Below are 22,579 nucleotides of genomic sequence, written 5' to 3'. Positions count from 1 at the left end.
GCCTATCTCAGGAGTCTGTGAACGACGCTTGCAGAGTTTGCAGGATGCCTTCGCGGTGGTCGAGTGCCCCAGCGGCGGCCTCGGCAGCCACGGAGGTGATCGTCGACGCGAGTACGCGAGCGGTCACCGATCCGAGGTTCTCGGCGAGTTCGAGTTCGACCATGGCACCGGATCCATCGGCGACGACGGTCACCAGGTTGTCCGGAGAGGTGACTCGAAACCTGATGCGGTCCAGTCGCTCGTGAGTCTCGCGCAGGGTGTCCAGCCGGTGCTGGGCTCCGCCGACCAGAGCGTCGACTTCGGTGGTGTGCGTGTGGGTCATGCCTGCCTCAACCAACTCGCGGGGGCGACATCCTCGGCCGAGTCCTCGTTCGCAGCGGCAGCCACTCGGGCGCTCGTGGGTAATCCGAGGCGATCGAGAACGTCGGCAGGAACGCCGTCCTCGGCCAGCATGGTACGGCGCTGCGCGCGGGCCGCGGCGCTCGCCCGCTCGCTTTGCTGCAGAATCGTCGCCGCCAACGCGCCTCCGCCGTAACGCAGTTCGCGCTCGTCGATGGCAACTGCGATCGGTAGCCCGTGTTCGGTGGAGCGCACTGTCACCGATCCCGATCTGGTGCCCGATACCGCACTGACAACGGTGGTGTCCGAGTCCGTCACTGGCCGGCCCTTCATTCGGTCGGACGGTAGAAGCCCTTGAAGCCCATACCGCTGTTGGTCGTTCGGATCGGTCCGACCTGCACCGGATCTCCGGCTTCGACCAGCTGGCCGTTGCCGATGACCATGGCCACGTGGCCGTCCCAGACCGCAAGGTCGCCGGGCATCACCTCACCCGGTGCCACGGCCGAGCCGATGCCTTGTTCCTGCGCCAGACGGGGGATCTCGACGCCCTGTTGCGAGTACGCCCACTGAGTCAATCCGCTGCAGTCGAGCCCGCTGCCCGGAGTGGTACCGCCCCACGCGTAGGGCACGCCCTGTTGCGTCAATGCACTACGAACGGCACCCGCGGCCTCGGGGTTCGGTGCGGTGACGGTACTGCCGTCGGGCAACCGCACCTCGACGCCGCGACCGGCGCTGTCGGTCGACCGGGAAGAGTCGGCTGCCGGATCACCCAGATAGTTCAGTGCGCCACCGCCGCCACCACCCGGCACGTCGGCTCCGGTAGCAGGGGAGGACAACGACTGCGCGAACGTCTTCGCCAATTTCTCACCGGCCTCGATCACCTGCGACGTCGCAGGTGAGGTCATGAGATTCGAGGAAGATCCGGGTGCAGGTACCGGTCCTCCGCCCACGGGGGCGGGCACCGTCGGCGGAGCGGCGAGTGCCCCGACTTTCGCAGTGTGCGCGGCCAATTCGGCTCGAACACGGGCAACCACCACCAGGGCCCGCTCGAGGTGCTCGATGGCTGCCGAGATCAGCATGGTCTGCCCTACCGGCGTAGCGATGATCGGTCCGGCCGAGAGTGCGATGCCCACGAACGACGCCGCGATGGCCTGCAGTTCGAGGAAACCCTGGTTGGTATCGCGGCAGGCCTGATCGACGACGGCGGCGATTTCGTCGGCGTGGTCCGCGAGGGCGATCGCGGACGAGTGTGCGTTCTCGGCGTATCGAATTGCGGCGTCGGCGGCGGCACCGTTCCAATTCGCGGCGAGCTCGGTGATCGCGACCCTGCCGACTCCCTGCGCCGCCTCGATCGCTGCCGAGGACACACGAAGCACATCGGCCGGACCCCCGGTGGGAACCGCTCCGTTGCCGAAGGCACCGAGCAGGTCGACGATCGGACGGGCCAACAGATCGATCATGGCCGCTACCTCGCGTCCGGCGCGATACCGGCCGCCGAGCCCGCGACGGTTGCTCCGGTGCCGGCATCGGTGAGGGCGTACGACACCGCCGATGCCGTGGCCGCGGAACCGATGCTCGCCACCGCTCCGGCCAAGCGCACCACGGCGTCGGTGTGCGCAAGATGGGTACCGGTGACAGCACCGAGAAATTCCTGTCCGATCAGGCCGAACACCGGTGCGAGCACGGCTGGACCGCACGCAGCAGCGGCAGCGCCCGCCGCGGCGATCTGTTGGGCCATGGTCGACGCCACCGCACTGTATGCGAGGACCCCCTCGGTGTCGACGACGAGTTCGGCCATCAGTGCCCCCTGAGAAAGCAATCGATTCAGGGCCGCCGAGTGCGACGCCCAACTGGTTCGACGCGGATGCCCGCCATTCGGTTCCCCTGACTTGCCGTTCGCGTCCGACCACCGAAGTCCTATCCTGGACGGCATGGAAACACACGTGGTCGACCACCCACTGGCCGCAGCCCTGCTCACCACGATGCGGGACGAGCGCAGCGACAATGCCACGTTCCGGACGGCTCTTCGTCAACTCACCCACATGCTGGTCTACGAGGCCACCCGAGACGCCGCCATCGATACCTTCGAAGTGCGCACCCCCGTCGCCGTGACCGAGGGCACCAGGCTGGCACGCCCGCCGTTGCTCGTACCGGTTCTGCGTGCAGGTCTGGGCATGGTGGAGAAGGCCAGCAGTCTGATTCCGCAGTCCCGCGTCGGATTCGTGGGGATGGCCCGGGACGAACAGACGCATCAGCCCGTCCCGTACATGGAGTCCTTGCCCGACGATCTGTCGCAGACGCCGGTATACGTGCTGGACCCCATGCTGGCCACCGGCGGCTCCATGGTGCACACGATCGAACTGCTCGTCGGTCGCGGTGCGGCGGAGGTTACGGCCATCTGCGTCGTGGCCGCTCCCGAAGGTGTTGCCGCGCTGGAAGCCTCGGGCCTGCCGGTGCGATTGGTGGCAGCGAGCATCGACGACGGCCTGAACGAGAACGCGTTCATCGTCCCCGGCCTCGGTGACGCAGGCGATCGTCAGTTCGGTCCACGCTGACCTCCGCTACCGCCGCCCGCTTGGTCCTCGGGGTCTCCTGGCCCTCGGAGGCGGCACCTGCACCCCGCCCGAGATTACGGGTGCTCGATGTCGACACCGAGCAGATCGAGTTTCACGAACTGGTCGGCCGCACATTCGGTTACCGCGCGCCGGGTGCTTCGACCGATCGGTACTGCACCGGGCGCATGGCATTTCGGGCCGACGGCCCGCCGCGCTACGTGCCGTGCCCCGGCCGGGAGCGCGCCGTCGCGTCGGGCCAGTGCGCGACCTGCGCCGACAAGGACAGTTTTCGATTCGTGCACACCGTGCATCGCAGCGGCTTCGTCTCGCGTGATCTGGAAAAGCATGTCATGCAACCGCATTGGCTCTATCTGGCGGCATTCGCGAACGGTACCTTCAAGATCGGGACGGCAGCGGACACACGTAAGTGGGGTCGGCTCGCCGAGCAAGGAGCCATTTGTGCGCGGTACGTCGCCCACGCCGACGACGGGAAAGCTGTTCGGGTGGCCGAGGATCTCGTGACCGAGTCGATGGGGCTTCGGCAAGCAGTGCGATCCGCGGCGAAAGCGGCCTCGCTGTGTCTACCGATCGACGTCGAGAAGCTCGACGCCGCCACCGCTGCCCGGGCCGAGCAGGTCCGCGAGATGCTGACCGGCGCGGGCATCGCAGGGTGCACCCCGATCGACGAACGATGGACGCCGCCCGCCGGACGCGAAGCGTTGAGCGAGAACGTCAGTCGCGTCACCTACCCCGCGGATGTCGCGACCGGAGCTCATGGACTCGAAATCAGGACATGCGTCGGGCAGGCGGTGATCGCCACTGTGGACGACGACACCTACGTCGTGGATCTGGCAGCACTCAAAGGTCGGCGAATAGAACTCGGTGCCTTCACCTCGGATCTGCCCGCGGTGCAATCGGCCCTGTTCTGACTCCGGGGGTCCGTCTCGTCTAGAGCTGCTGGGCGAAGGTGGTCAGCTCGGCCAGCAGTTCGGCCGCCGTCGCCCGCGCTCGCGTCAGGTCCTCGGGTCTGTCGACCTGCTCGATCACTTCGAGGTACGCCTTGAGCTTGGGTTCGGTACCGGACGGCCGCACGATCACCCGCAGTCCCGATCCGCTGATTTCGACTGCGTCGGTGCGCAACTCATCGTCACGGTCACTGTAGTCCAGTACGGCGACAGGGCGGCCGGCCAGTGTCGTCGGCGGTTCGCTACGCAACCTGCGCATCATGTTGCCGATCTCGGCGAGGTCCTCGACCCGCCGCGACACCTGTGAACCCAGGTGCACGCCGAACTCGACCGCGAGCTCGTCGAGTACGTCGAGCAGGGTGCGCCGGTCCTGTTTCAGTCCGGCGGCCAGATCTGCGAGCACTACCGCTGCCGAGATGCCGTCCTTGTCGCGCACCACGTTCGGGTCGACGCAGTGCCCGATGGCCTCCTCGTAGGCGTACACGAGACCCTCGCCCGCGCGGACGAGCCATTTGAATCCGGTCAGGGTGCGGGCATAGCGGGCACCACGCGCCGGAGCGAGCGCGGAGAGCAGTTGTGACGAGACGATGGTGTTGGCCACCAACGGGTCGGCGGGCGCATAGGCGAGGAGATGGTTCGCGAGCAGTGCTCCGGTCTCGTCGCCGGTCAGCATGCGCCACCCGCTGTCCGTGGGCACCCCGACGGCACAGCGATCGGCATCGGGGTCGAGGGCTATCGCGATATCGGCGTCGATCTCGGCCGCGAGAGCGAGCACCGCATCGGCAGCGCCCGGTTCCTCGGGGTTGGGGAACGTGACGGTGGGGAACGCAGGGTCGGGCTCGAATTGTTCCTCGACCACCTGGACGTCGCGGAACCCTGCTCCACGCAGCGCCGCTGTGGCCAGCTCGCCGCCGACGCCGTGCAGCGCCGTGAGGGCGATGCGGATATCTCGGCGCGTCGAACGAGGCAGTGCAACAACCGAATCGAGGTAACGCGCAGCGATGTCGGTACCGCTGGGTTCGACGATCGAACGGGGAACGTCGACCGCGTCGCCGGTGGCGGCGATGAGCGTCTCGATCTCCGCGTCACTCGGCGGGATCAGTTGCGAGCCGCCGCGGAGGTACACCTTGTAGCCGTTGTCCGCCGCGGGGTTGTGTGACGCCGTGATCTGCACGCCGAGCTCGGCGTCGAGGGCACGTACCGCGAAGGCGACGACGGGAGTCGGGAGCGGTCGAGGCAGCAAGACCACCGAAAATCCCTGGGCGAACAGGGTTTCCGCGGCCGCGAAGGCGAACTGTTCGGAGCCGGTTCTGGCGTCGCGGCCGACGACGACGGTCGACCCGCCGAGGCCCTTCTCGATCAACCATGCTGCGATTCCGGCGGTGGTCTTCACCACTACCGCCTCGTTCATCCCGTTGGGTCCCGCGCGTACCGGTCCTCTCAAGCCCGCCGTGCCGAACGTCAGTGGGCCACTGAACCGATCGGTGAGTTCGGCGTCGGACAGGCTGCGCAGTTCGTCACGGGTAGTGGGGTCCGGATCGCCTGCGATCCAGCGCTGCACGCGTTCGGAAAGCTCCTCGGTCACAGCCGAGTGACCAATTCGTGCAGCAAGGCACCCATCCGGGCAGCGGAATCCTTACCGGCAGCGAGTACTTCGGTGTGGTTGAGGTGCTCGCCGGTCATTCCGGCCGCAAGGTTGGTGACCAGCGAGATGCCGAGGACTCGAGCGCCCTTCGCCCGTGCGGCGATCGTCTCGTGCACCGTCGACATACCCACGAGGTCTGCTCCGAGAGTGCGCAGCATCCGGATCTCGGCAGGCGTCTCGTAGTGGGGGCCGGGCAGACCTGCGTAGACGCCGTCTTCGAGAGACGGATCGATCTGGGCCGCAAGAGCGCGAAGTTCGGGGGAGTACGCGTCGACCAGATCGACGAACTCGGCACCGACGAGAGGCGAACGTGCGGTGAGGTTGAGGTGGTCGGAAATCAGGACGGGCTGCCCGACGCTCATGCCATCGCGAATTCCGCCTGCGGCATTGGTCAGCACGACGGTCGTCGCGCCTGCAGCGATCGCGGTGCGCACGGGGTGCACGACGCGTCGCAGGTCGTGACCTTCGTAGGCGTGGGTGCGGCCCTGCAGCAGCAGGGTGTGGGTACCGCCGACGTCCACCGAGGTGATGGTGCCCGAGTGACCCGACGCCGACGGCGGCGCGAAGCCGGGCAGGTCGGCCATGCGCACGGTCGCGGTGGGGGAGCCGAAGACATCGGCTGCTGCCTGCCAGCCGGAGCCGAGGACGATGGCCACGGAATGGGTGTCGACTCCGGTCGCCGCGGCGAGAGCGTCGGCGGCGGTGCGCGCGGCCCCCTCGGGGTCGGTCACGGGGTCGGTCTCATGTGCGTCGGTGGTTGCCACGATGAACAACAGTAGGAGATCGACGCGATGGATGTGCGACCGATGGAGGTTGCCACCAGCAAGTTACCCCCGAGTAGTATCCGCTGCATGCCTTATCTCGAACGCGACGGCGACGTCCACATCCTGTTCCTCGGTGCCCAGGACGGCGCGGACAATCCGGAGAATCGGTTCCACCCGGACTGGATCGACGCCGTCCACGCGTTGCTCGACGAGGTCGAGGCGTCGACCGGTCCGGCGGCACTGGTCACCACGTCGGCGGGCAAGTTCTACAGCAACGGTCTCGACACCGATTGGCTCTTCGCCAACCTGGACAAGATCACCTGGTACCTCGACCGTGTCCACACGCTGTACACCCGGCTCCTGGCGTTTCCGATGGCCACCGTCGCCGCGGTGCAGGGGCACGCGTTCGGAGCGGGCGCAATGTTCGCCACCTCGCACGACTTCCGTATCCAGCGCGCCGACCGAGGCTTCTACTGCCTGCCCGAGGTGAACCTGAACATGCCGTTCACCGTGGGGATGTCCGCGTTGATCAACTCCCGGCTGCCCAAGCAGACGGCCGTCGAGGCAATGACGACCGGTCGCCGCTACGGCGGTGCCGACGCCGTGACCGCCGGAATCGTCGAGGCGACGGCACCGGAGGAGTCTTTGGTGTCCGATGCGGTCGCGAAGGCTGCGGCGCTGACGAGCACCCGGGGTGCAAATCTTGCCGGTATCAAGGCACGTATGCACGTGGATCTGCTCGCCGCGCTGAACACCGCAACCGACGACAGCAACTTCAGCTTCGGAAAGTAGCAAGCCGGTCTCTGCCTGCAAGTCGGCACAGCCGTTCCGACACTCGGCCACGCTAGTGACACACTGTCTCTCGTGACGGACGAATCGAACAGTGCTGCTGTGGCCAGTGCCATGGACCGCGCCCTGGCCGCCGCGACCGGCGAACTGGTCGCACTGTCGCACTCGATTCATGCCGAGCCCGAGCTGGCGTTCGAAGAACATCGCAGCGTCGCCAAGATCCTCGAAACGCTCAGAGCCCACGATTTCGAGATCGAGTCGAACGTGGCAGACATGGATACCGCGTTCACCGCGTCGTTCGGCAGCGGGGACCTGGTGATCGGTATCTGTGCGGAGTACGACGCCCTGCCGGAGATCGGTCATGCGTGCGGGCACAACATCATTGCGGCGTCCGCGGTGGGGGCGGCGCTTGCATTGGCTCCGGTCGCCGACGCTCTGGGCGTCACCGTCCGAGTGCTCGGCACCCCGGCCGAGGAGACCGGCGGCGGCAAGGTGCTGATGCTCGAGCGCGGAGTGTTCGACGGCATCGGCGCGGCACTGATGGTCCACCCCGGACCCTTCGACATCGTCGGTGCGACGTCGCTGGCTCTGGCCGACGTCGCCGTGCAGTTCACCGGCCGCGCCGCGCATGCCTCGGCCGCTCCGGAATGGGGAATCAACGCAGGCGATGCGGTCACCATCTCCCAGGTGGCGCTCGGTTTGCTGCGTCAGCACCTGGCACCCGGTCAGCAGTTCCACGGCATCGTCAGCGATGGCGGGGCGGCGCCGAACATCGTTCCCGGCCATGCCGAGTTGCTCTACTACCTGCGCGCGAACACCACGGAGTCGCTCGAGGCGCTGACGACCAAGGCGTTCGCGTGTTTCGAGGCCGGGGCACTCGCCACCGGGTGTACTCACGAGATTCGTACGGTGTCACCGACATACGCTGCGTTGACGCCGGATTCGTGGCTGGTCGCGGCTTTTCGTCAGGAGATCGAAGCGTTGGGCCGATCGCCGTTGGCTCCGGATTTGGAAGGATTTCGCCCGTTGGGCAGCACAGACATGGGAAACGTGACGAATGTTCTACCTGGTATCCATCCCGTCGTCGGGCTCGACGCAGGCGGGGCGGTGACGCATCAGCCGGAGTTCGCCGCTGCGTGCGTCACCGAGTCCGCCGACCGAGCATTACGCGACGGAGCCCTCGGTCTGGCCAGAACTGCCGCGCGTGCTGCAGCCGATCCCAGCACTCGGGCCCGCCTGCTCGACGGCGTGAGCGCCCGATCGGCTGGGCAACAGTGAACACTCGTGAGGCCGCGATCGATCGGTGGATCGAGTCGCACACGGCAGATCTGTCGCTGTGGCGTCGGCACATTCACGCCAACCCGGAACTCGCTCGACGCGAATTCGGCACCACCGCATTCGTGATCGAACAACTGGAAGCAGCGGGCCTGTCACCCAAGCCCCTCCCCGGCGGAACGGGGTTGATCTGCGACATCGGACCCGACGGTCCTCGTGTCGCGTTGCGGGCAGACATGGATGCCCTACCGCTGCAGGAGAACACCGGCGCGGCGTATTCGTCGACTGTGCCCGGGGTGTCGCACGCCTGCGGCCACGACGCGCACACCACGGTGCTGCTCGCGACCGGGCTGGCGCTGGCATCGCTGCCGGATCTGCAGTACGGGGTGCGCCTGATCTTTCAGCCCGCCGAGGAGGTCATGCCCGGGGGTGCGCTGGACGCGGTGGCCGCGGGCGCGCTCGACGGTGTCACCAAGATCTTTGCGCTGCACTGTGATCCGCGGCTCGAGGTGGGGCAGGTCGGCGTACGTGTCGGTGCCATCACCTCCGCCGCCGACACCGTCGAGCTGCGGCTGGACTCACCCGGCGGTCACACGTCGCGGCCACACCTGACGACGGATCTCGTGTACGCGCTCGGCACGGTCATCACCGGCCTGCCCGGGATGCTGAGCAGGCGCATCGATCCTCGGACCAGCACGGTCATGGTGTGGGGAGCGGTGGTGGCGGGCCAGGCCCCCAACGCCATTCCGCAGACCGGCATGCTGACCGGTACCGTCCGCACCGGCGATCACGAGACCTGGGCGTTGCTCGAACCGTTGGTTCGCGAGATCGTCACCGGATTGCTGGCTCCCACCGGGGTGCAATTCGAGTTGCACTACCGCCGCGGCGTACCGCCGGTGGTCAACGACCCCTCGTCCACGCACACCTTCGAGAAGGCGATCACACGGGTCGGGGCAACCGCCCTCGCCGATACCGCGCAGTCCGGTGGCGGCGAGGATTTCTCGTGGTACCTCGAAAGGGTGCCGGGGGCGATGGCTCGGCTGGGCGTATGGCCAGGTACCGGCCCCCAACTCGACATCCATCAGCCCACGTTCGATCTCGACGAGCGAGCACTGGCCGTGGGTGTGAAGGTGATGACCGGAATCGCGCTGGATCCGAACTAGGGGCAGGGAACGAGATGGCTTTCGAAGTGTCGCCGATCGGAATCGTTCGATCCGACCGTGCCGAGGTGGTGGACGACAACTGGGGATCCGTCGAGTCCGTCATCGACCTCGACCGGACCGTGCTCGACGTCGACGCGACTCTCGGTCTTGCCGACTTCTCGCACCTCGAGGTCGTCTACGGCTTCCACCGATGTGATCCGGCCGCGACGACCACCGGCTCGCGCCACCCCCGCGGCGACACGACGCTTCCTCGGGTGGGAGTCCTCGCCCAACGCGTCAAGGACCGCCCCAACCATCTCGGAGTGTCGCGGTGCGAGATCGTCGACGTCGACGGACTGCGCATCCGAGTTCGAGGTCTCGACGCTATCGACGGCTCACCGGTCCTCGACGTCAAACCGTTCCTGCAGTCCATGGTTCCGGAGCGTGCGGACGTGACCGAGCCGGCCTGGGTGGCGTCGGTGATGAAGAACTACTTCTGATCTGCCCTTCGAGCTACGAGGCTGTGCCGGGACCCACGTTGCGGCTGTTGCGGGTTCGCAGGTCTCGCACGTATTCGGCTGGGGCACCGGCAATTTCGGCTGCTTCCGCCATCACTCCGAGATAGCGGGCCGACGGCAGGCCACCCTCGTAGGCATCGAGCACGTACATCCACGCCAGTACCGGCTCACGGCCGGTCTCGATGCGTAGTCGGATCTTGCGGTGAATGCCGAGTTCGGAGCCCTCCCAGCGATCCAGACTTTCCTCGTCCTCGTCCGATACGTCGTAGAGGACGACGAAGACCTGAGAGTCGGGATCCTCGACGATCGTGGCGAGTGCGCCTTCCCAGCCGATGTCGCCGCCGCCGAAGGTCAACCGCCATCCGTGCAGCCACCCGGTTCCCGACAGGGGGGAGTGTGGGCATCGCTGCAACATCTGCTCCGGATGCATGTTCGATCCGTAGGCGGCATAAATTGGCACGTCGGCCAGCCTAAACCGTATCGGTGCCGGTTGACGCGTCGTGGTCCTGTTTCGGTGAGTCGTCGCAGGTCCGGTCGCCTCCCGGGTCACCGAAGCCAGCCCTACCGACGCGCCGGGGCGGCCTCTGCAATACCGTTGAGGGGACAAAGCGAGAGAATTTCGAGCACGCGAGAAGAGGATCAATGACCCGGATTGTGATCATCGGTGGTGGTCCGGCAGGGTACGAAGCAGCATTGGTAGCCGCCCAGCACGGCGGACAGGTGACGCTCGTCGATTCCGACGGTATCGGCGGTGCCTGCGTTCTGTGGGACTGCGTGCCGTCGAAGACGTTCATCGCCTCGACCGGCATTCGCACCGAAATGCGTCGAGCCAGCGACCTGGGTATTTCGCTCGATCCATCGCAGGCCGCCGTTGCGCTTCCGAAGATTCACGACCGAGTCAAGAGTCTCGCGCAGGCTCAGTCGGCCGACATCGCCCACCGCGTCACCTCGGTCGGCGTCGAACTCCTGGCCGGCCGCGCCGAGATGATCGACACCCATGTCGGTATGGCCTCGCATCAAATCAAGGCGGTGTTGGCCGACGGCGAGGAACGCATCCTCGACGCCGACGTCGTCCTCATCGCGACCGGTGCCCGCCCCCGCGTGGTCAAGGGAGCCGAGCCCGACGGCGAACGCATTCTCAACTGGCGTCAGCTCTACGACCTCGAGGCCCTACCCGAGCACTTGGTTGTCGTCGGATCCGGTGTGACCGGTGCCGAGTTCGTCTCGGCCTACACCGAGATGGGCGTCAAGGTCACCGCGGTCTCGAGCCGCGACCGCGTCCTCCCACACGAGGACGAGGATGCCGCTCTGGTCCTCGAGGACGCGTTCAACGAGCGAGGTGTCACCCTCGTCAAGCACGCCCGTGCGGACTCGGTGGTTCGCACCGACGACGGTGTTCTCGTCACGCTGTCGGACGGTCGCACCGTCGAGGGCAGTCACGCGCTGATGACCGTCGGATCGGTTCCCAACACCTCCGGTCTGGGACTCGAGAAGGTCGGCATCGAACTCGACAAGGGTGGATACCTGCGAGTGGACCGCGTATCTCGTACCGCGGTCGCGGGCATCTACGCAGCCGGTGACTGCACCGGTCTGCTGCCGCTGGCCTCGGTCGCGGCGATGCAGGGACGCATCGCGATGTACCACGCACTGGGACAGGCCGTGAGCCCGATCAAGCTCAAGACCGTGGCCTCCGCGGTGTTCACGCGGCCCGAGATCGCGTCGGTCGGCGTCGCACAGTCCAAGATCGACGCCGGTGACGTACCGGCGCGCGTGGTGATGCTGCCACTGACCACAAATCCGCGAGCGAAGATGAGCGGGCTCAAGCGCGGTTTCGTCAAGATCTTCTGTCGCCCGGCCACCGGCGTCGTCATCGGCGGCGTTGTGGTCGCCCCGAGTGCGTCGGAGCTGATTCTGCCCATCGCGATGGCGGTGCAGAACAACCTCTCGGTCAACGACCTGGCCAACACGTTCTCGGTGTATCCGTCGTTGTCGGGATCGGTCATCGAGGCTGCGCGTCAGCTGATGGCGCACGACGATCTGGACTGATCTCACAATGTGAGAATTACGTTTCATATTTCGGTAGCACGTGAGACAGTCGAGAGAGCGGACACACCCGTCCGCTCTCTCCTCGACTCAGCGGATCCGCGGGCCGTTCCTTCGTTCCTGCTGCCCCGGAGTCTCTTTCATGTCTTCTACTCACCTCCCCGTCGGCTTGGCCCGACGTACCGCATCGTTGTCCAGCTCGGCCATCCGTGATCTTCTTGCCCTCACCTCTCGCGACGACGTCATCAGCCTGGCGGGAGGCCTGCCGGCCACGGATCTGATCCCCGTCGACCGCATCGCGGCTGCCGCCGACGCGGTACTGCGGAGCCCCGATGCCGTCCAATACTGCGAGACTGCCGGTCATCGCACGCTGCGCAGCGTGATCGCGGCCAGAGAGAGCGCCGTGCGCGGGGGAGTGACGGTTCCGACGGACACCGTCGTCGTCACGCACGGATCGCAGCAGGCCCTGACGTTGCTCGCGCAGGCGCTGATCGACCCAGGTGCCGTTGTCGTGGTCGACGAGCCCGCGTATACCGGTGCGCTGCAGGTGTTCTCGATCGCCGAGGCACGGATCGAGGCCATCGAAATCGACGCCGACGGGATGGACACCGCGGAACTCGAACGACGGTTGACGGCGGGGCTGCGTCCTGCGGTGGTCCACACGGTCGCCAACTTCCACAACCCTCGCGGGGTCACGATGAGCGAGCACCGGCGTCGGCACCTCGCGGCGCTCGCGGATCACTACGGATTCTGGGTGATCGAGGACGACCCGTACGGCGAGATCTGGTTCGCAGCAACAGGCTCTGTGCACGGTACGGGCGCACCGCCGCCGCCGATAGCCTGTTTCGGCGATCGTGTCATCCGGCTGTCGAGTGCGTCGAAGATCCTCGCTCCGACGCTGCGTGTCGGCTGGTTCGTCGCACCGCCCGCCGTGTGTGCGGCTGTGGAGCTCCTCAAGCAGGGTGCCGATCTGTGCGGTTCCTCGATGACGCAGCTGATGGCGGCGAACATGCTCGGCGACACTGCGTGGTTGGACGCACACTTGGCGATATTGCGTCGCGAGTATGCATGCCGTGCAACGGCATTGACGGATGCGCTCGATGCCGAGTTCTCCGCGCGGCTCACGGTCTCGCGCCCGACTGGTGGAATGTTCGCCTGGGCCACGTTCGAGGACGGGACCGATACGAGCGGGTTGCTCGCGGTCGCCCTGGAGCATGGAGTCGCCTTCGTTCCCGGCTCGGCGTTTGCGTCGGCCGAGCAGTACGGCCGCTCGCTCCGGTTGAGCTTCGCGGGATCGACCCCGGCAGAGCTGGCGGAGGCGGTGCGTCGATTGGGCGCTGCACACACGTCCATCCGCACTCGCTGACCTCGCGGAGCCCGGTCGGCAGGTTCTGCGCGTGGCGGACCTGGGGCGGTAACCTGACATGCACGTAGTGCGCGGGGTTTTTCGACGGATAGGGAGCGTCACAGTGAGCAACCGATCGAACACGAAGTTCCTCGGACCCACCCAGCGGGTGGAGGCGTGGGATCAGCTCGGAACCGAGCAGTTCGACGTCGTGGTCGTCGGCGGTGGCGTCGTCGGCTCCGGTGCGGCCCTCGACGCGGCGACGCGGGGTCTGAAGGTGGCTCTGGTCGAGGCGCGTGATTATGCGTCGGGCACCTCGTCTCGCTCGTCGAAGATGTTCCACGGCGGGCTCCGCTATCTCGAGCAGCTCGAGTTCGGGCTCGTACGCGAGGCGCTGCACGAACGAGAACTCTCGTTGTCCACACTCGCACCGCACCTGGTCAAGCCGCTGAAGTTTCTGTTTCCGCTCACTCATCGCCTGTGGGAGCGCCCGTACATCGCCGCGGGCATCTTTCTCTACGACCGGATGGGTGGGGCCAAATCGGTTCCGCAGCAGAAGCATCTGACGCGTTCCGGTGCGTTGCGGATGTCGCCCGGCATCAAACGGAAGTCGCTGATCGGCGGAATTCGGTACTACGACACCGTCGTCGACGATGCCCGGCACACCATGACCGTCGCCAGAACGGCCGCTCACTACGGCGCGGTGGTTCGTACATCCACCCAGGTCGTCGGGTTCCTGCGGGAGGCAGATCGGGTATCCGGTGTGCGAGTGCGCGATTCGGAGACCGGTGCCACCACGGAAGTACGCGCACACGTGGTGATCAACGCCACCGGCGTGTGGACCGACGAGATTCAATCGCTGTCCAACATGCGCGGACGGTTTCGGGTGCGAGCATCGAAGGGTGTGCACATCGTGGTGCCGCGCGACCGAATCGTCAGCGAAGCCGCGATCATTCTGCGCACCGAGAAATCCGTGCTCTTCATCATCCCGTGGGGTGCGCACTGGATCATCGGCACCACCGACACCGACTGGAATCTCGATCTTGCCCATCCGGCCGCGACCAAGGCCGACATCGACTACATCCTGGGTGAGGTCAACGGTGTGCTCGTCACGCCGCTCACCCATGAGGACATCGACGGTGTGTATGCGGGCCTGCGGCCACTGCTGGCAGGCGAGAGCGACGAGACCTCCAAGCTCTCTCGCGAGCACGCGGTCGCTCGCGTGGCACCGGGACTCATCGCCATCGCCGGCGGCAAGTACACGACCTACCGAGTGATGGCCGAGGACGCCGTCGATCTGGCGGCGGAGGACATTCCGGTGCGGGTGGCGTCATCGATCACCGAGAAGGTGCCCCTCGTCGGTGCCGACGGTTACTTCGCTCTGGTCAATCAGGCACCGCATCTGGGCGAGATGTACAACTTGCATCCACATCGGGTGACGCACCTGCTCGACCGATACGGTTCGCTGATCGACGAGGTGTTGGCGATGGCGGACGGGAAACCCGAACTGCTGCAACCACTCACCGATGCACCGTCCTATCTGCAGGTCGAGGTGGTCTATGCGGCGGCGGCGGAGGGCGCGTTGCACCTGGAGGACGTGCTGTCGCGTCGTACCCGGATTTCCATCGAGTACTCGCACCGTGGGATGAACTGCGCGGGTCAGGTGGCAGCGTTGATCGCGCCTGTTCTGGGGTGGGACGAGGCCATGGTCGATCGTGAAGTCGAGACCTACCGCGCCCGGGTGGAGGCCGAGATCGAATCGCAGCGCCAGCCCGACGACGAGTCGGCGGACGCGTTGCGGGTCGTCGCTCCTGAGGCCCGACAGGAAATTCTGGAACCGGTTCGCGGGTTCTGAGTCAGCGAGTTCGCACCAGTGTTCTGGGTGCGCGAGCCGCCGTTGCGCCGGAGACGGCCATGACCAGCAGGGTGAGTATCGCCAATGTCAACATGGGATCCATGGTGATCGGCGAAGCTGTGAGCAGGCTTGGTCTCACCTGACAGTGAGCCGTCAGGTTTGGTCCCGGCGGTGCTGATCAGAGTGAGTATGCGAGTCGAGCTGCGCTCGCAGGAACGCCCTTTCGGCCGGCGACGGGTCGAGAGCCAGAGCGGTTGTTCGTGCACTTCTGGCTTCCTCCGCCCGGCCGAGTCGATCCAGCATCACAGCTCGACAGGCATGCCAGAGATAGTGCCCACTCAGAGAGTCGATGGCGTCGAGTGCATCGAGTCCGGCGGCAGGACCCTGACTTTCCCCGACGGCGACACCTCGGTTGAGTGCCACGATCGGTGTGTTCTCCACGACGGCAAGAGCGTCGTACAGCACGACGATCCGAGACCAGTCGGTGTCGGCGTAGGTTGCCGCACCGGAGTGACATGCTGCGATGGCTGCCTGGATGGTGTATCTGCTGGGGTGGGTGTCGTTTCGCCGTAGCGCACTGTCCACCCACTGCATGCCCTCCTCGATGGCCTCTCTGTTCCAGCGAGATCGGTCCTGATCTTCGAGCCTGACCAGGCCGCCCTCCCCGTCCGTTCTTGTGGCCCGGCGCGAATCCGTGAACAGCATCAATGCCAGCAGCCCTCGAAGAGACGGCTCGTCCGGCATGAGGTCGATCATCAGGCGGGCCAACCGAATTGCTTCGTCGCATAACTGAGGCCGCACCAGAGTCTCGCCGCCGAGATGCCCCGCGGTGAACAGCAGGTACACAGTGGTGGACACCGCGTCCAGTCGTTGCGGTAACTCCGCCGAATCCGGTACTCGGTACGGAATGTTGGCAGCGGCGATCTTCTTCTTCGCGCGCGTGAGGCGTTTGGCCATGGTGGCTTCGGGCACGAGCATCAGGCGTGCGACGTCGACAGTGGCCAGCCCGCAGAGGGTGCGCAGGCTCAGTGCCACCTGCGCCTCGACGGAGAGAGTCGGATGGCAGCAGGTGAAGACCAACCGCAGTAGGTCGTCACTGACCGAATCCTGGTCGCCGTCACTCCAATCCTGTTTCAGCAGTGCAAGATTCGCTGCCTCCCGCTCCTTGGCGCTGCGCCCGGCCTCGCGTCTGACGATGTCGAGCGCCTTGTTGCGAGCCACGGTCGTGAGCCAGGCGCGGGGGTTGTCGGGCACACCCGACCGAGGCCAGTGGGCGAGTGCGGCCACCACGGCCTCGGACACCGCGTCTTCGGCGACGGCAAGACTGCCGGTGATCCGCACGAGGGTCGCCAGAACTCGGCGACCCTCGTCACGAACCACGGCCGCCAGGTGCTCGGCCGGTGTGCTCACTGAGCCATCGGGATGATCGGCCGTACTTCGATTGCTCCGTTCCACGCCGCGGGGATCTGTGCTGCCAATGCAATTGCCGCGTCGAGATCCTGTGCCTCGAGGAGGAAGAACCCTGCGAGTACCTCTTTTGCTTCGGCGAACGGACCGTCCGTCGTCAAAACGTCGCCGCCCTTCCCACCCGACACGCGCACCGTGGTGGCGGTCGACGTGGGGTGAAGGACAGCGCCGCCGGTGATCGCGGGTCCGGCCGCGGCACTGAATGCACCGTATTCGGCCATTTCGTCCGCCACGTCGGGCGAGGTCCAGTCGGCATCATGGGTGTAGACGATGGCTGCGTATGCGGTCATGGTGAGCTCCTGAAGAATCGTCGTGGTCGGTGCCGTTCGCCGACCTACAACTGAAGGACGAACGGGGTTCGTCGAAAAGGACACCATGGACCGGACAATCTCGCCAGACCTCAGTTCTGACAGTGCGGGCAATAGTAGATCTGCCGCTCCTCGAGCGGGTTGTCACCGACGAGCCCGAACTCGATGGTGGTTCCGCACCGTCGGCACGGCTTGTTCTCCCGGCCGTACACCCAGAAGTGTCGGCCGGGTCGCCGATCTCCAGTGGTGACGCGCTGATTTCGATCCTTGTTGGCCATGATCAGTCGATAGGACAGGTCGATGGTCTTCTTCAGGTCGCCGGCGTCGGCGACCGGCGTGCGCGGGTCGATTCCACGCAGAAAGCAGATCTCGTTGCGGTAGACATTGCCGAGGCCGGCGATGTTGCGCTGGTCGAGCAGAGCGAGTCCGACGGGACGAGCCGGATCCGACTCCAGATTGGTGAGGGCGACGTCGGGGTCCCAGTCGGGTCCGAGCAGGTCCGGTCCGAGGTATCCGACGGCCTCCTCTTCGTCCTCGATGATGTCGAGCACTCCGAGTTCGAACCCGATGGCCTGCGCGTTCGCGGTGTTCAAGATGATGCGCGCCTGGAACGCCGGGCGACGCCACCTCGCACCGGGTGCATAGACGTGCCAGGTGCCCTCCATCTTGAGGTGCGAATGAATGGAGTAACCGCCCACCCGAATCAGCAGATGCTTGCCGCGCGACGCGACAGAGTCGACCGTCTTGCCGGTGAAATCTACTGTGGCATAACGTGGTACGCGAATGTCACAGGTGGTGAGTTGCTGTCCATCCAGCGCCGCCCGCAGAGTGTTGGCCGCGCGCCAGACCGTATCGCCCTCGGGCATCGGTGTCGGTGTCCTCTCTGATGTTCTTCTCGGTCACGGATGATTCAGCGGCGCAAGCGAAGCCCTCGTGGTGTTGCCGAGAAACCTGCTTCGGTCAGTGTCTTGGAGAAGTCTGTGCCGTGGATGTCGTGACCGTTGATCCGTTCGACGAGCAGTTTGTCGACTCCGCCGCGCTTGACTGTGCCTGCCAATGCTGTTGCCGCAGAGGCGATGTCCTCGGTATTGTCGCCGAACGTCAGCACCGACTTTCCGCCACGTTCGACGAACATCGTCAATTCGCCTCGGACGAGGACGACCAATGCACCGGCCTTGCGGCCCGGCCGATGCTTCGTCGTTTCGTCCGGCTTCTCGCCGACACCAGCCTCGCCACCACCGGCTTTCGGCCAGGGCAGTGCTCCGCCGTAGGGGTTGGCCGGATCGCACGACGCGAGTACGACGGCGCTGGCGTTCTTCTTCGGTTCGTCGTAACTGCGCAACCGGTCGACCACGTCGGAGGTGGAGAACTGGGCACCGCCGAGCGAATCGACGAAGTAGCCGCGACGGCATCGACCGGAATCCTCGAACCCGGTGAGCACCTTGTACATCGTGGCGAATCCGCCCGGGACCCCTTCGTTCATCACCGAGCCGCGGGTCACCACGCCGTAGCGCTCGAGAAGTACGTCTGCGGTGGCATGAGCGCGAACGGTGAGGTCGGGTTCGAGTTCGGGCAATCGTGACCATCGACCGCCGGCCGTCGGTGGGCCGGTGCGGGTGGGCAGTGACGGCCGCTCGAACTGACGGTAGGAACGCAGGCGCGGTGTGCGACGTGGGGATCGATGACTCGGGGCCGAGCGGGTGGCTGTGGAGTTCAGCAGTGCGCGCAGCGGCGCGAACGTGTCGTTGCTCAGACGCCCTGCCCACACCAACTCCCACAAGGCAGCCTGCAGCGCCGTGTCGTCGGTACTGCCGACGGTGTCGGAGAGTTGCCGAAAGAAGTACGCACCGCCGCCCGCGACGGCGTCCTGAATTCGAATCTGCAACTCCGACAGATCGGATTCGGCTGCGGGTACGAGGGTGAGGGGTGCGGTGTCGGCCATGTGCAGGCTCACCCAGCCGTCCTTGGACGAGATCGCACCGTGCCCCGACCACAACACCTCACCGGTGGAGGTGAGTTCGTCGAGCATCGCCGGGCTGTAATCGGTCACTCGCGACGAGAGCACGAGAGATTCCCAGGCCGATGCCGGAACAGGAACGCCCGCAAGTTGTTCGATGACGGTTGCGACTCCGTCGATGCCACTCAGACGTCGGCTGTCCACGTGCTGCCACGCGGGCAGGAAGCGGCCGAGGGTGGCGGTGGAGACGGGTTCCACCTCCTGCCGAGCCGCAGCGAGCGACCGACGCCGCAATCGCCGGAGAACCTCGCCGTCGCACCATTCGCTGCCCGCGGCACCGGGTCGGAACTCGCCCTCGACGACGCGTTTGTCGACAGCTAATCTGCGCAGGACGTCGCGTACCACGGCGGTGCCGACGCCGAACCGCGCCGCTGCGTCGTCGAGGGTGAACGGTCCGTGGGTTCGTGCGTACCGGCTGATCAGGTCGACCAGCGGGTCGTCGACGGGTTCTATGAATGCGGCCGGGGTGCCGATGGGTAGTGGAACACCGAGTGCGTCGCGCAAGCGAGCCGCGTCCTCGATGGCCGTCCACCAGGTCTGTCCGGCGAACGTGACCTCCATGGCCCTTTTGGCATCGGCGAGTTCGGTGAGCCATTGCGGGAATTCGTCGCCGTTGGTTCGCAGCCCGATTTCGTCCACGGTCAACGGGCCGAGCAGCCGCAACAGATCTGCTACGCCTTCGATGTCCTTGGCATGTCTGTCCTCGGGCAGTCTCTGCAACTCAAGTTCGGTGGTGGTGATGACGCCTGCGTCCAGCAACTCTCGCAGCTCGACGCGTCCGAGCAACTCGGCCAGCAGCGCGGAGTCCAGTGACAGTGCAGCGGCCCGGCGTTCGGCCAGGGGGCTGTCGCCCTCGTACATGAAAGCGCCGACGTAGTTGAACAGCAGCGAATTGGCGAACGGTGACGGCGATGGTGTCTCGACGTCGACGATTCTGATCTGGCGCCGACCGATGCGGGCCAGGATGTCTTCGAGGGCGGGGAGGTCGTAGACGTCCTGGAGGCATTCGCGGACGGTTTCGAGCAGGATCGGGAACGTCGGGTACTTGCGTGCCACGTCGAGCAGCTGCGCCGAACGCTGCCGTTGTTGCCACAGCGGTGCCCGCTTGCCCGGGTTGCGGCGGGGCAGAAGTAGTGCGCGAGCGGCACATTCCCGAAATCTGGACGCGAACAATGCCGATCCGCCGACCTGTTCGGTGACGATGTCGGCAATCTCGTCGCGCTCGAACACGAACAGCTCCGCGCCGGGTGGCTGATCGTCGGTATCGGGGAGTCGGACGATGATGCCGTCGTCGGAGGCCGTGGGGGCGGCATCGATGCCGTAGCGCTCGATCAGTCTCGCGCCCACCGCGAGTGCCCACGGCGCGTGTACCTGCTGGCCGTAGGTCGAATGCAGCACCAGTCGCCAGTCGCCCAGTTCGTCGCGGAACCGTTCGACGATCATCGTCTTGTCGGTGGGCAGTTGACCCGTCGCCTCGAGTTGCTCGTCGAGCAACGCGATCAGGTTGTTGACGGCGTTCGCATCGAGGCCGTCGGTGCTCAGTCGTTCGGCCAAGTTGCTGCGATCGGTGGTGCTCCGCAGGAACTCGCCCAGAGCCCGACCCAGTTCCGCCGGCCGACCGAGACCGTCGCCGTGCCAGAACGGGAGCCTTCCCGGTTGGCCGTACGCCGGACTGACCAACACCCGGTCGTGGGTGATCTCCTCGATGCGCCAGCTGGTGGCACCGAGCGCGAAGACGTCACCCACTCGTGACTCGTAGACCATCTCTTCGTCGAGTTCGCCTACTCTGGACTGCTTTTCGCCGACCATGTAGACGGTGAACAATCCGCGGTCGGGGATGGTTCCGCCAGAGGTGACCGCCAATCGCTGCGACCCGGGCCGGCCGGTGAGGGTGTTGGCGTCGCGGTCCCACACGAGCCTCGGTCGGAGTTCGGCGAACTCGTCCGAGGGGTAGCGCCCCGAGAGCAGATCCAGAGTCGATTCGTAGGCCGAACGGGGCAGCGTGGCGAAACTGCCTGTGCGACGGACGGAATCGAACCAGTCCTCGGCGTCGATGGGTTCGAGGGCGCAGGCCGCGACAGTTTGTTGGGCCAGCACGTCGAGCGGATTGGCGGGTACGAACAGTGCCTCGATCTTGCCCGACGTCATGCGTTCGACTGTGACCGCGCAGTGGATCAGGTCGGTGCGGTGTTTGGGGAACAGTACGCCCTTGGAGATCTCGCCGACCTGGTGTCCCGCGCGTCCGACGCGTTGGAGCCCGCTGGCCACCGACGGCGGTGCCTCGACCTGAACTACCAGATCGACCGCGCCCATGTCGATTCCGAGTTCGAGGCTGCTGGTGGCGACGACGCAGCGCAACCGCCCGGTTTTGAGGTCGTCCTCGATCAGTGCGCGTTGGTCCTTGCTGACGCTGCCGTGGTGGGCCCGGGCCAACAACGGATCGGCACCGTGGTTCACGTCGTTGGGAGTGCCGACCTGCGACGGCGGCTTGTGTTGTGTCTCGACGCCGTCGCCGATTCGCTCGGCATACACCTCGTTCAGCCGCGCCGTGAGTCGCTCGGCGAGCCTTCGCGAGTTCGCGAACACGATGCACGAACTGTGCTCGAGGATGAGATCGACCATCTTCTCTTCGACGTGCGGCCAGATCGAGCCCTGCGCCGGGGGAGCGGCGGAGGTATCGGCGTTCGGATCGGTGACACCCAGTTCGGTCATGTCCTCGACGGGTACCTGGACCGTCAGGTCGAACGTTTTGGGGGCAGGCGGGGCGACGATCTCGATGGGAGCAGCTCCGGCCAGGAACCGTCCGACCTCCTCGTGCGGGCGAACCGTCGCGGACAGGCCGATGCGCTGCGCCGGCTTGTCCAGCATGCCGTCGAGCCGTTCGAGCGACACCGCGAGATGTGCGCCGCGCTTGGTGCCGGCCACGGCGTGCACCTCGTCGACGATCACGGTGTCGACCTCGGCGAGAATGTCTCGCGCTGCCGAGGTGAGCATGAGGAACAGCGACTCCGGGGTGGTGATCAGAATGTCCGGGGGAGTCTTGATCATGTTCCGACGGTCGGCGGCGCTGGTGTCGCCGGAGCGCACGCCCACCGAGATCTCGGGTGGATCGAGGCCGAGTCGCTTGGCCGTCTGAGTGATACCGACCAGGGGAGCGCGCAGGTTACGTTCGACGTCGACCGCCAGCGCTTTGAGCGGGGAGATGTAGAGGACCTTCGTCTTGCGCTTGCTGTCCGCACCCAGTTGCGCCAGCTCGTCCAGAGCCCACAGAAAGGCCGAGAGGGTCTTGCCCGATCCGGTCGGTGCGACGACAAGAGTGTGAGCGCCGCTCGAGATCGACGACCAGGCACCCAGCTGCGCGGAGGTGGGGGCCGGAAAAGCGCCGGTGAACCACTCGCGAGTAGGCCGCGACAGCTTCTCCATCACTGACAGCTCGTCCGCTGCTTCTGCGCCGATACCGTGCCTGGCCATCCCACCATCATGCCCCGGGGCGCCGACAGATAATCCCCGTGCAGCTCGGGTTCACCGAGCCCGTGTTGTTTCCCTCGATTC

Annotated in this window: 20 protein-coding genes; 9 read left to right on the top strand and 11 right to left on the bottom strand. The window is 66.0% G+C overall.

The annotated features are described in order from the left end of the window. Window positions 1-7: 7 nt before the first annotated feature. Genes CH294_RS27685 through CH294_RS00285 form a run of 4 tightly spaced genes read right to left on the bottom strand, consistent with a single transcriptional unit; the run spans window position 8 to window position 2,137 of the window. On the bottom strand, window positions 8-322 hold the full coding sequence (locus CH294_RS27685; RefSeq protein WP_052058850.1) for a YbaB/EbfC family nucleoid-associated protein: 315 nt from the start codon (window positions 320-322) through the stop codon (window positions 8-10). Continuing rightward, window positions 319-672: a hypothetical protein gene (locus tag CH294_RS00295; protein ID WP_052058849.1), complete on the bottom strand. Its 354-nt coding sequence runs from the start codon at window positions 670-672 to the stop codon at window positions 319-321. The genes CH294_RS27685 and CH294_RS00295 overlap by 4 nt, the downstream gene beginning before the upstream one ends. Continuing rightward, a complete protein-coding gene (locus CH294_RS00290) occupies window positions 669-1,799 on the bottom strand; it encodes a C40 family peptidase (protein ID WP_037155870.1) in 1,131 nt (376 codons plus the stop codon). Before CH294_RS00290 ends, CH294_RS00295 begins: the two co-directional genes overlap by 4 nt. Window positions 1,800-1,804: 5 nt before the next feature. Next, complete coding sequence (locus tag CH294_RS00285) at window positions 1,805-2,137, bottom strand: type VII secretion target (RefSeq protein ID WP_037155867.1); 333 nt, start codon at window positions 2,135-2,137, stop codon at window positions 1,805-1,807. 133 nt (window positions 2,138-2,270) lie between these two features. Between CH294_RS00285 and upp the strand changes: the two genes are divergently transcribed. Further along, on the top strand, window positions 2,271-2,894 hold the full coding sequence (upp, locus tag CH294_RS00280; protein WP_032376845.1) for a uracil phosphoribosyltransferase: 624 nt from the start codon (window positions 2,271-2,273) through the stop codon (window positions 2,892-2,894). Between the two features lie 80 nt (window positions 2,895-2,974). Further along, window positions 2,975-3,823: a DUF2797 domain-containing protein gene (locus tag CH294_RS00275; protein WP_249304952.1), complete on the top strand. Its 849-nt coding sequence runs from the start codon at window positions 2,975-2,977 to the stop codon at window positions 3,821-3,823. Between the two features lie 19 nt (window positions 3,824-3,842). On the opposite strand, the gene CH294_RS00270 is transcribed toward CH294_RS00275, so the two are convergent. Then, window positions 3,843-5,444: a phospho-sugar mutase gene (locus CH294_RS00270; protein WP_094736689.1), complete on the bottom strand. Its 1,602-nt coding sequence runs from the start codon at window positions 5,442-5,444 to the stop codon at window positions 3,843-3,845. After that, window positions 5,441-6,235 (bottom strand): purine-nucleoside phosphorylase, encoded by a 795-nt coding sequence (locus CH294_RS00265; RefSeq protein WP_037156237.1) that lies wholly within the window; start codon window positions 6,233-6,235, stop codon window positions 5,441-5,443. Before CH294_RS00265 ends, CH294_RS00270 begins: the two co-directional genes overlap by 4 nt. A 120-nt stretch (window positions 6,236-6,355) precedes the next feature. Here CH294_RS00265 and CH294_RS00260 point away from each other — a divergent pair, with 120 nt between their 5' ends. The 4 genes from CH294_RS00260 (at window position 6,356) to CH294_RS00245 (ending at window position 9,974) form a co-directional block, all read left to right on the top strand. Beyond that, window positions 6,356-7,060 carry an enoyl-CoA hydratase/isomerase family protein gene (locus CH294_RS00260; RefSeq protein ID WP_094736802.1) on the top strand — a complete coding sequence of 235 codons (705 nt, stop codon included), beginning with the start codon at window positions 6,356-6,358 and terminating at the stop codon, window positions 7,058-7,060. A 99-nt stretch (window positions 7,061-7,159) separates the two neighbouring features. Beyond that, window positions 7,160-8,335: a M20 family metallopeptidase gene (locus tag CH294_RS00255; RefSeq protein ID WP_170944550.1), complete on the top strand. Its 1,176-nt coding sequence runs from the start codon at window positions 7,160-7,162 to the stop codon at window positions 8,333-8,335. Beyond that, the gene (locus CH294_RS00250; RefSeq protein ID WP_032404791.1) at window positions 8,332-9,495 is read left to right on the top strand and encodes a M20 family metallopeptidase; all 1,164 of its coding nucleotides are present in this window, start codon (window positions 8,332-8,334) and stop codon (window positions 9,493-9,495) included. The genes CH294_RS00255 and CH294_RS00250 overlap by 4 nt, the downstream gene beginning before the upstream one ends. A 14-nt stretch (window positions 9,496-9,509) precedes the next feature. Next, window positions 9,510-9,974, top strand: a complete 465-nt coding sequence (locus CH294_RS00245) for a TrmO family methyltransferase (protein ID WP_032404792.1) — start codon at window positions 9,510-9,512, stop codon at window positions 9,972-9,974. 13 nt (window positions 9,975-9,987) lie between these two features. Here CH294_RS00245 and CH294_RS00240 read toward each other — a convergent pair whose 3' ends face one another. Beyond that, complete coding sequence (locus CH294_RS00240; protein ID WP_032404793.1) at window positions 9,988-10,452, bottom strand: gamma-glutamylcyclotransferase; 465 nt, start codon at window positions 10,450-10,452, stop codon at window positions 9,988-9,990. 182 nt (window positions 10,453-10,634) lie between these two features. Between CH294_RS00240 and CH294_RS00235 the strand changes: the two genes are divergently transcribed. From CH294_RS00235 to glpD, 3 genes are all read left to right on the top strand, one after another. Continuing rightward, window positions 10,635-12,038: an NAD(P)H-quinone dehydrogenase gene (locus CH294_RS00235; protein WP_032376850.1), complete on the top strand. Its 1,404-nt coding sequence runs from the start codon at window positions 10,635-10,637 to the stop codon at window positions 12,036-12,038. 139 nt (window positions 12,039-12,177) lie between these two features. Beyond that, window positions 12,178-13,401, top strand: a complete 1,224-nt coding sequence (locus CH294_RS00230) for a PLP-dependent aminotransferase family protein (protein WP_094736688.1) — start codon at window positions 12,178-12,180, stop codon at window positions 13,399-13,401. A gap of 103 nt (window positions 13,402-13,504) precedes the next feature. Continuing rightward, window positions 13,505-15,235 (top strand): glycerol-3-phosphate dehydrogenase, encoded by a 1,731-nt coding sequence (gene glpD, locus CH294_RS00225; protein WP_032404795.1) that lies wholly within the window; start codon window positions 13,505-13,507, stop codon window positions 15,233-15,235. Between the two features lie 153 nt (window positions 15,236-15,388). Here the strand turns inward: glpD and CH294_RS00220 are convergent, their stop codons facing one another. From CH294_RS00220 to CH294_RS00205, 4 genes are all read right to left on the bottom strand, one after another. Then, entirely contained in the window at window positions 15,389-16,645 is a 1,257-nt protein-coding gene (locus CH294_RS00220) for an RNA polymerase sigma factor (RefSeq protein ID WP_212709759.1), read from the bottom strand. Further along, window positions 16,642-16,992, bottom strand: a complete 351-nt coding sequence (locus CH294_RS00215; protein ID WP_032404796.1) for a YciI family protein — start codon at window positions 16,990-16,992, stop codon at window positions 16,642-16,644. The genes CH294_RS00220 and CH294_RS00215 overlap by 4 nt, the downstream gene beginning before the upstream one ends. Window positions 16,993-17,102: 110 nt before the next feature. Next, window positions 17,103-17,876 carry a DNA-formamidopyrimidine glycosylase family protein gene (locus CH294_RS00210; RefSeq protein WP_094736687.1) on the bottom strand — a complete coding sequence of 258 codons (774 nt, stop codon included), beginning with the start codon at window positions 17,874-17,876 and terminating at the stop codon, window positions 17,103-17,105. Between the two features lie 44 nt (window positions 17,877-17,920). Next, the gene (locus CH294_RS00205) at window positions 17,921-22,450 is read right to left on the bottom strand and encodes an ATP-dependent helicase (RefSeq protein WP_094736801.1); all 4,530 of its coding nucleotides are present in this window, start codon (window positions 22,448-22,450) and stop codon (window positions 17,921-17,923) included. Window positions 22,451-22,579: the final 129 nt, after the last annotated feature.

Origin of the sequence: Rhodococcus sp. 14-2483-1-1, assembly GCF_002259335.1 — a bacterium.
Classification (GTDB): Bacteria; Actinomycetota; Actinomycetes; order Mycobacteriales; family Mycobacteriaceae; genus Rhodococcoides.
The sequence above is the reverse complement of the archived record's forward strand: the minus strand, read 5'-3'. Positions and strand labels throughout refer to the sequence as shown.

Bases quoted from the DNA above. Each gene is read 5' to 3' on its own strand.
- CH294_RS27685 (WP_052058850.1), bottom strand. From the start codon at position 322: ATGACCCACACGCACACCACCGAAGTCGACGCTCTGGTCGGCGGAGCC.
- CH294_RS00295 (WP_052058849.1), bottom strand. From the start codon at position 672: ATGAAGGGCCGGCCAGTGACGGACTCGGACACCACCGTTGTCAGTGCG.
- CH294_RS00290 (WP_037155870.1), bottom strand. From the start codon at position 1,799: ATGATCGATCTGTTGGCCCGTCCGATCGTCGACCTGCTCGGTGCCTTC.
- CH294_RS00285 (WP_037155867.1), bottom strand. From the start codon at position 2,137: ATGGCCGAACTCGTCGTCGACACCGAGGGGGTCCTCGCATACAGTGCG.
- upp (WP_032376845.1), top strand. From the start codon at position 2,271: ATGGAAACACACGTGGTCGACCACCCACTGGCCGCAGCCCTGCTCACC.
- CH294_RS00260 (WP_094736802.1), top strand. From the start codon at position 6,356: ATGCCTTATCTCGAACGCGACGGCGACGTCCACATCCTGTTCCTCGGT.
- CH294_RS00245 (WP_032404792.1), top strand. From the start codon at position 9,510: ATGGCTTTCGAAGTGTCGCCGATCGGAATCGTTCGATCCGACCGTGCC.
- CH294_RS00235 (WP_032376850.1), top strand. From the start codon at position 10,635: ATGACCCGGATTGTGATCATCGGTGGTGGTCCGGCAGGGTACGAAGCA.
- CH294_RS00230 (WP_094736688.1), top strand. From the start codon at position 12,178: ATGTCTTCTACTCACCTCCCCGTCGGCTTGGCCCGACGTACCGCATCG.
- CH294_RS00215 (WP_032404796.1), bottom strand. From the start codon at position 16,992: ATGACCGCATACGCAGCCATCGTCTACACCCATGATGCCGACTGGACC.
- CH294_RS00210 (WP_094736687.1), bottom strand. From the start codon at position 17,876: ATGCCCGAGGGCGATACGGTCTGGCGCGCGGCCAACACTCTGCGGGCG.
- CH294_RS00205 (WP_094736801.1), bottom strand. From the start codon at position 22,450: ATGGAGAAGCTGTCGCGGCCTACTCGCGAGTGGTTCACCGGCGCTTTT.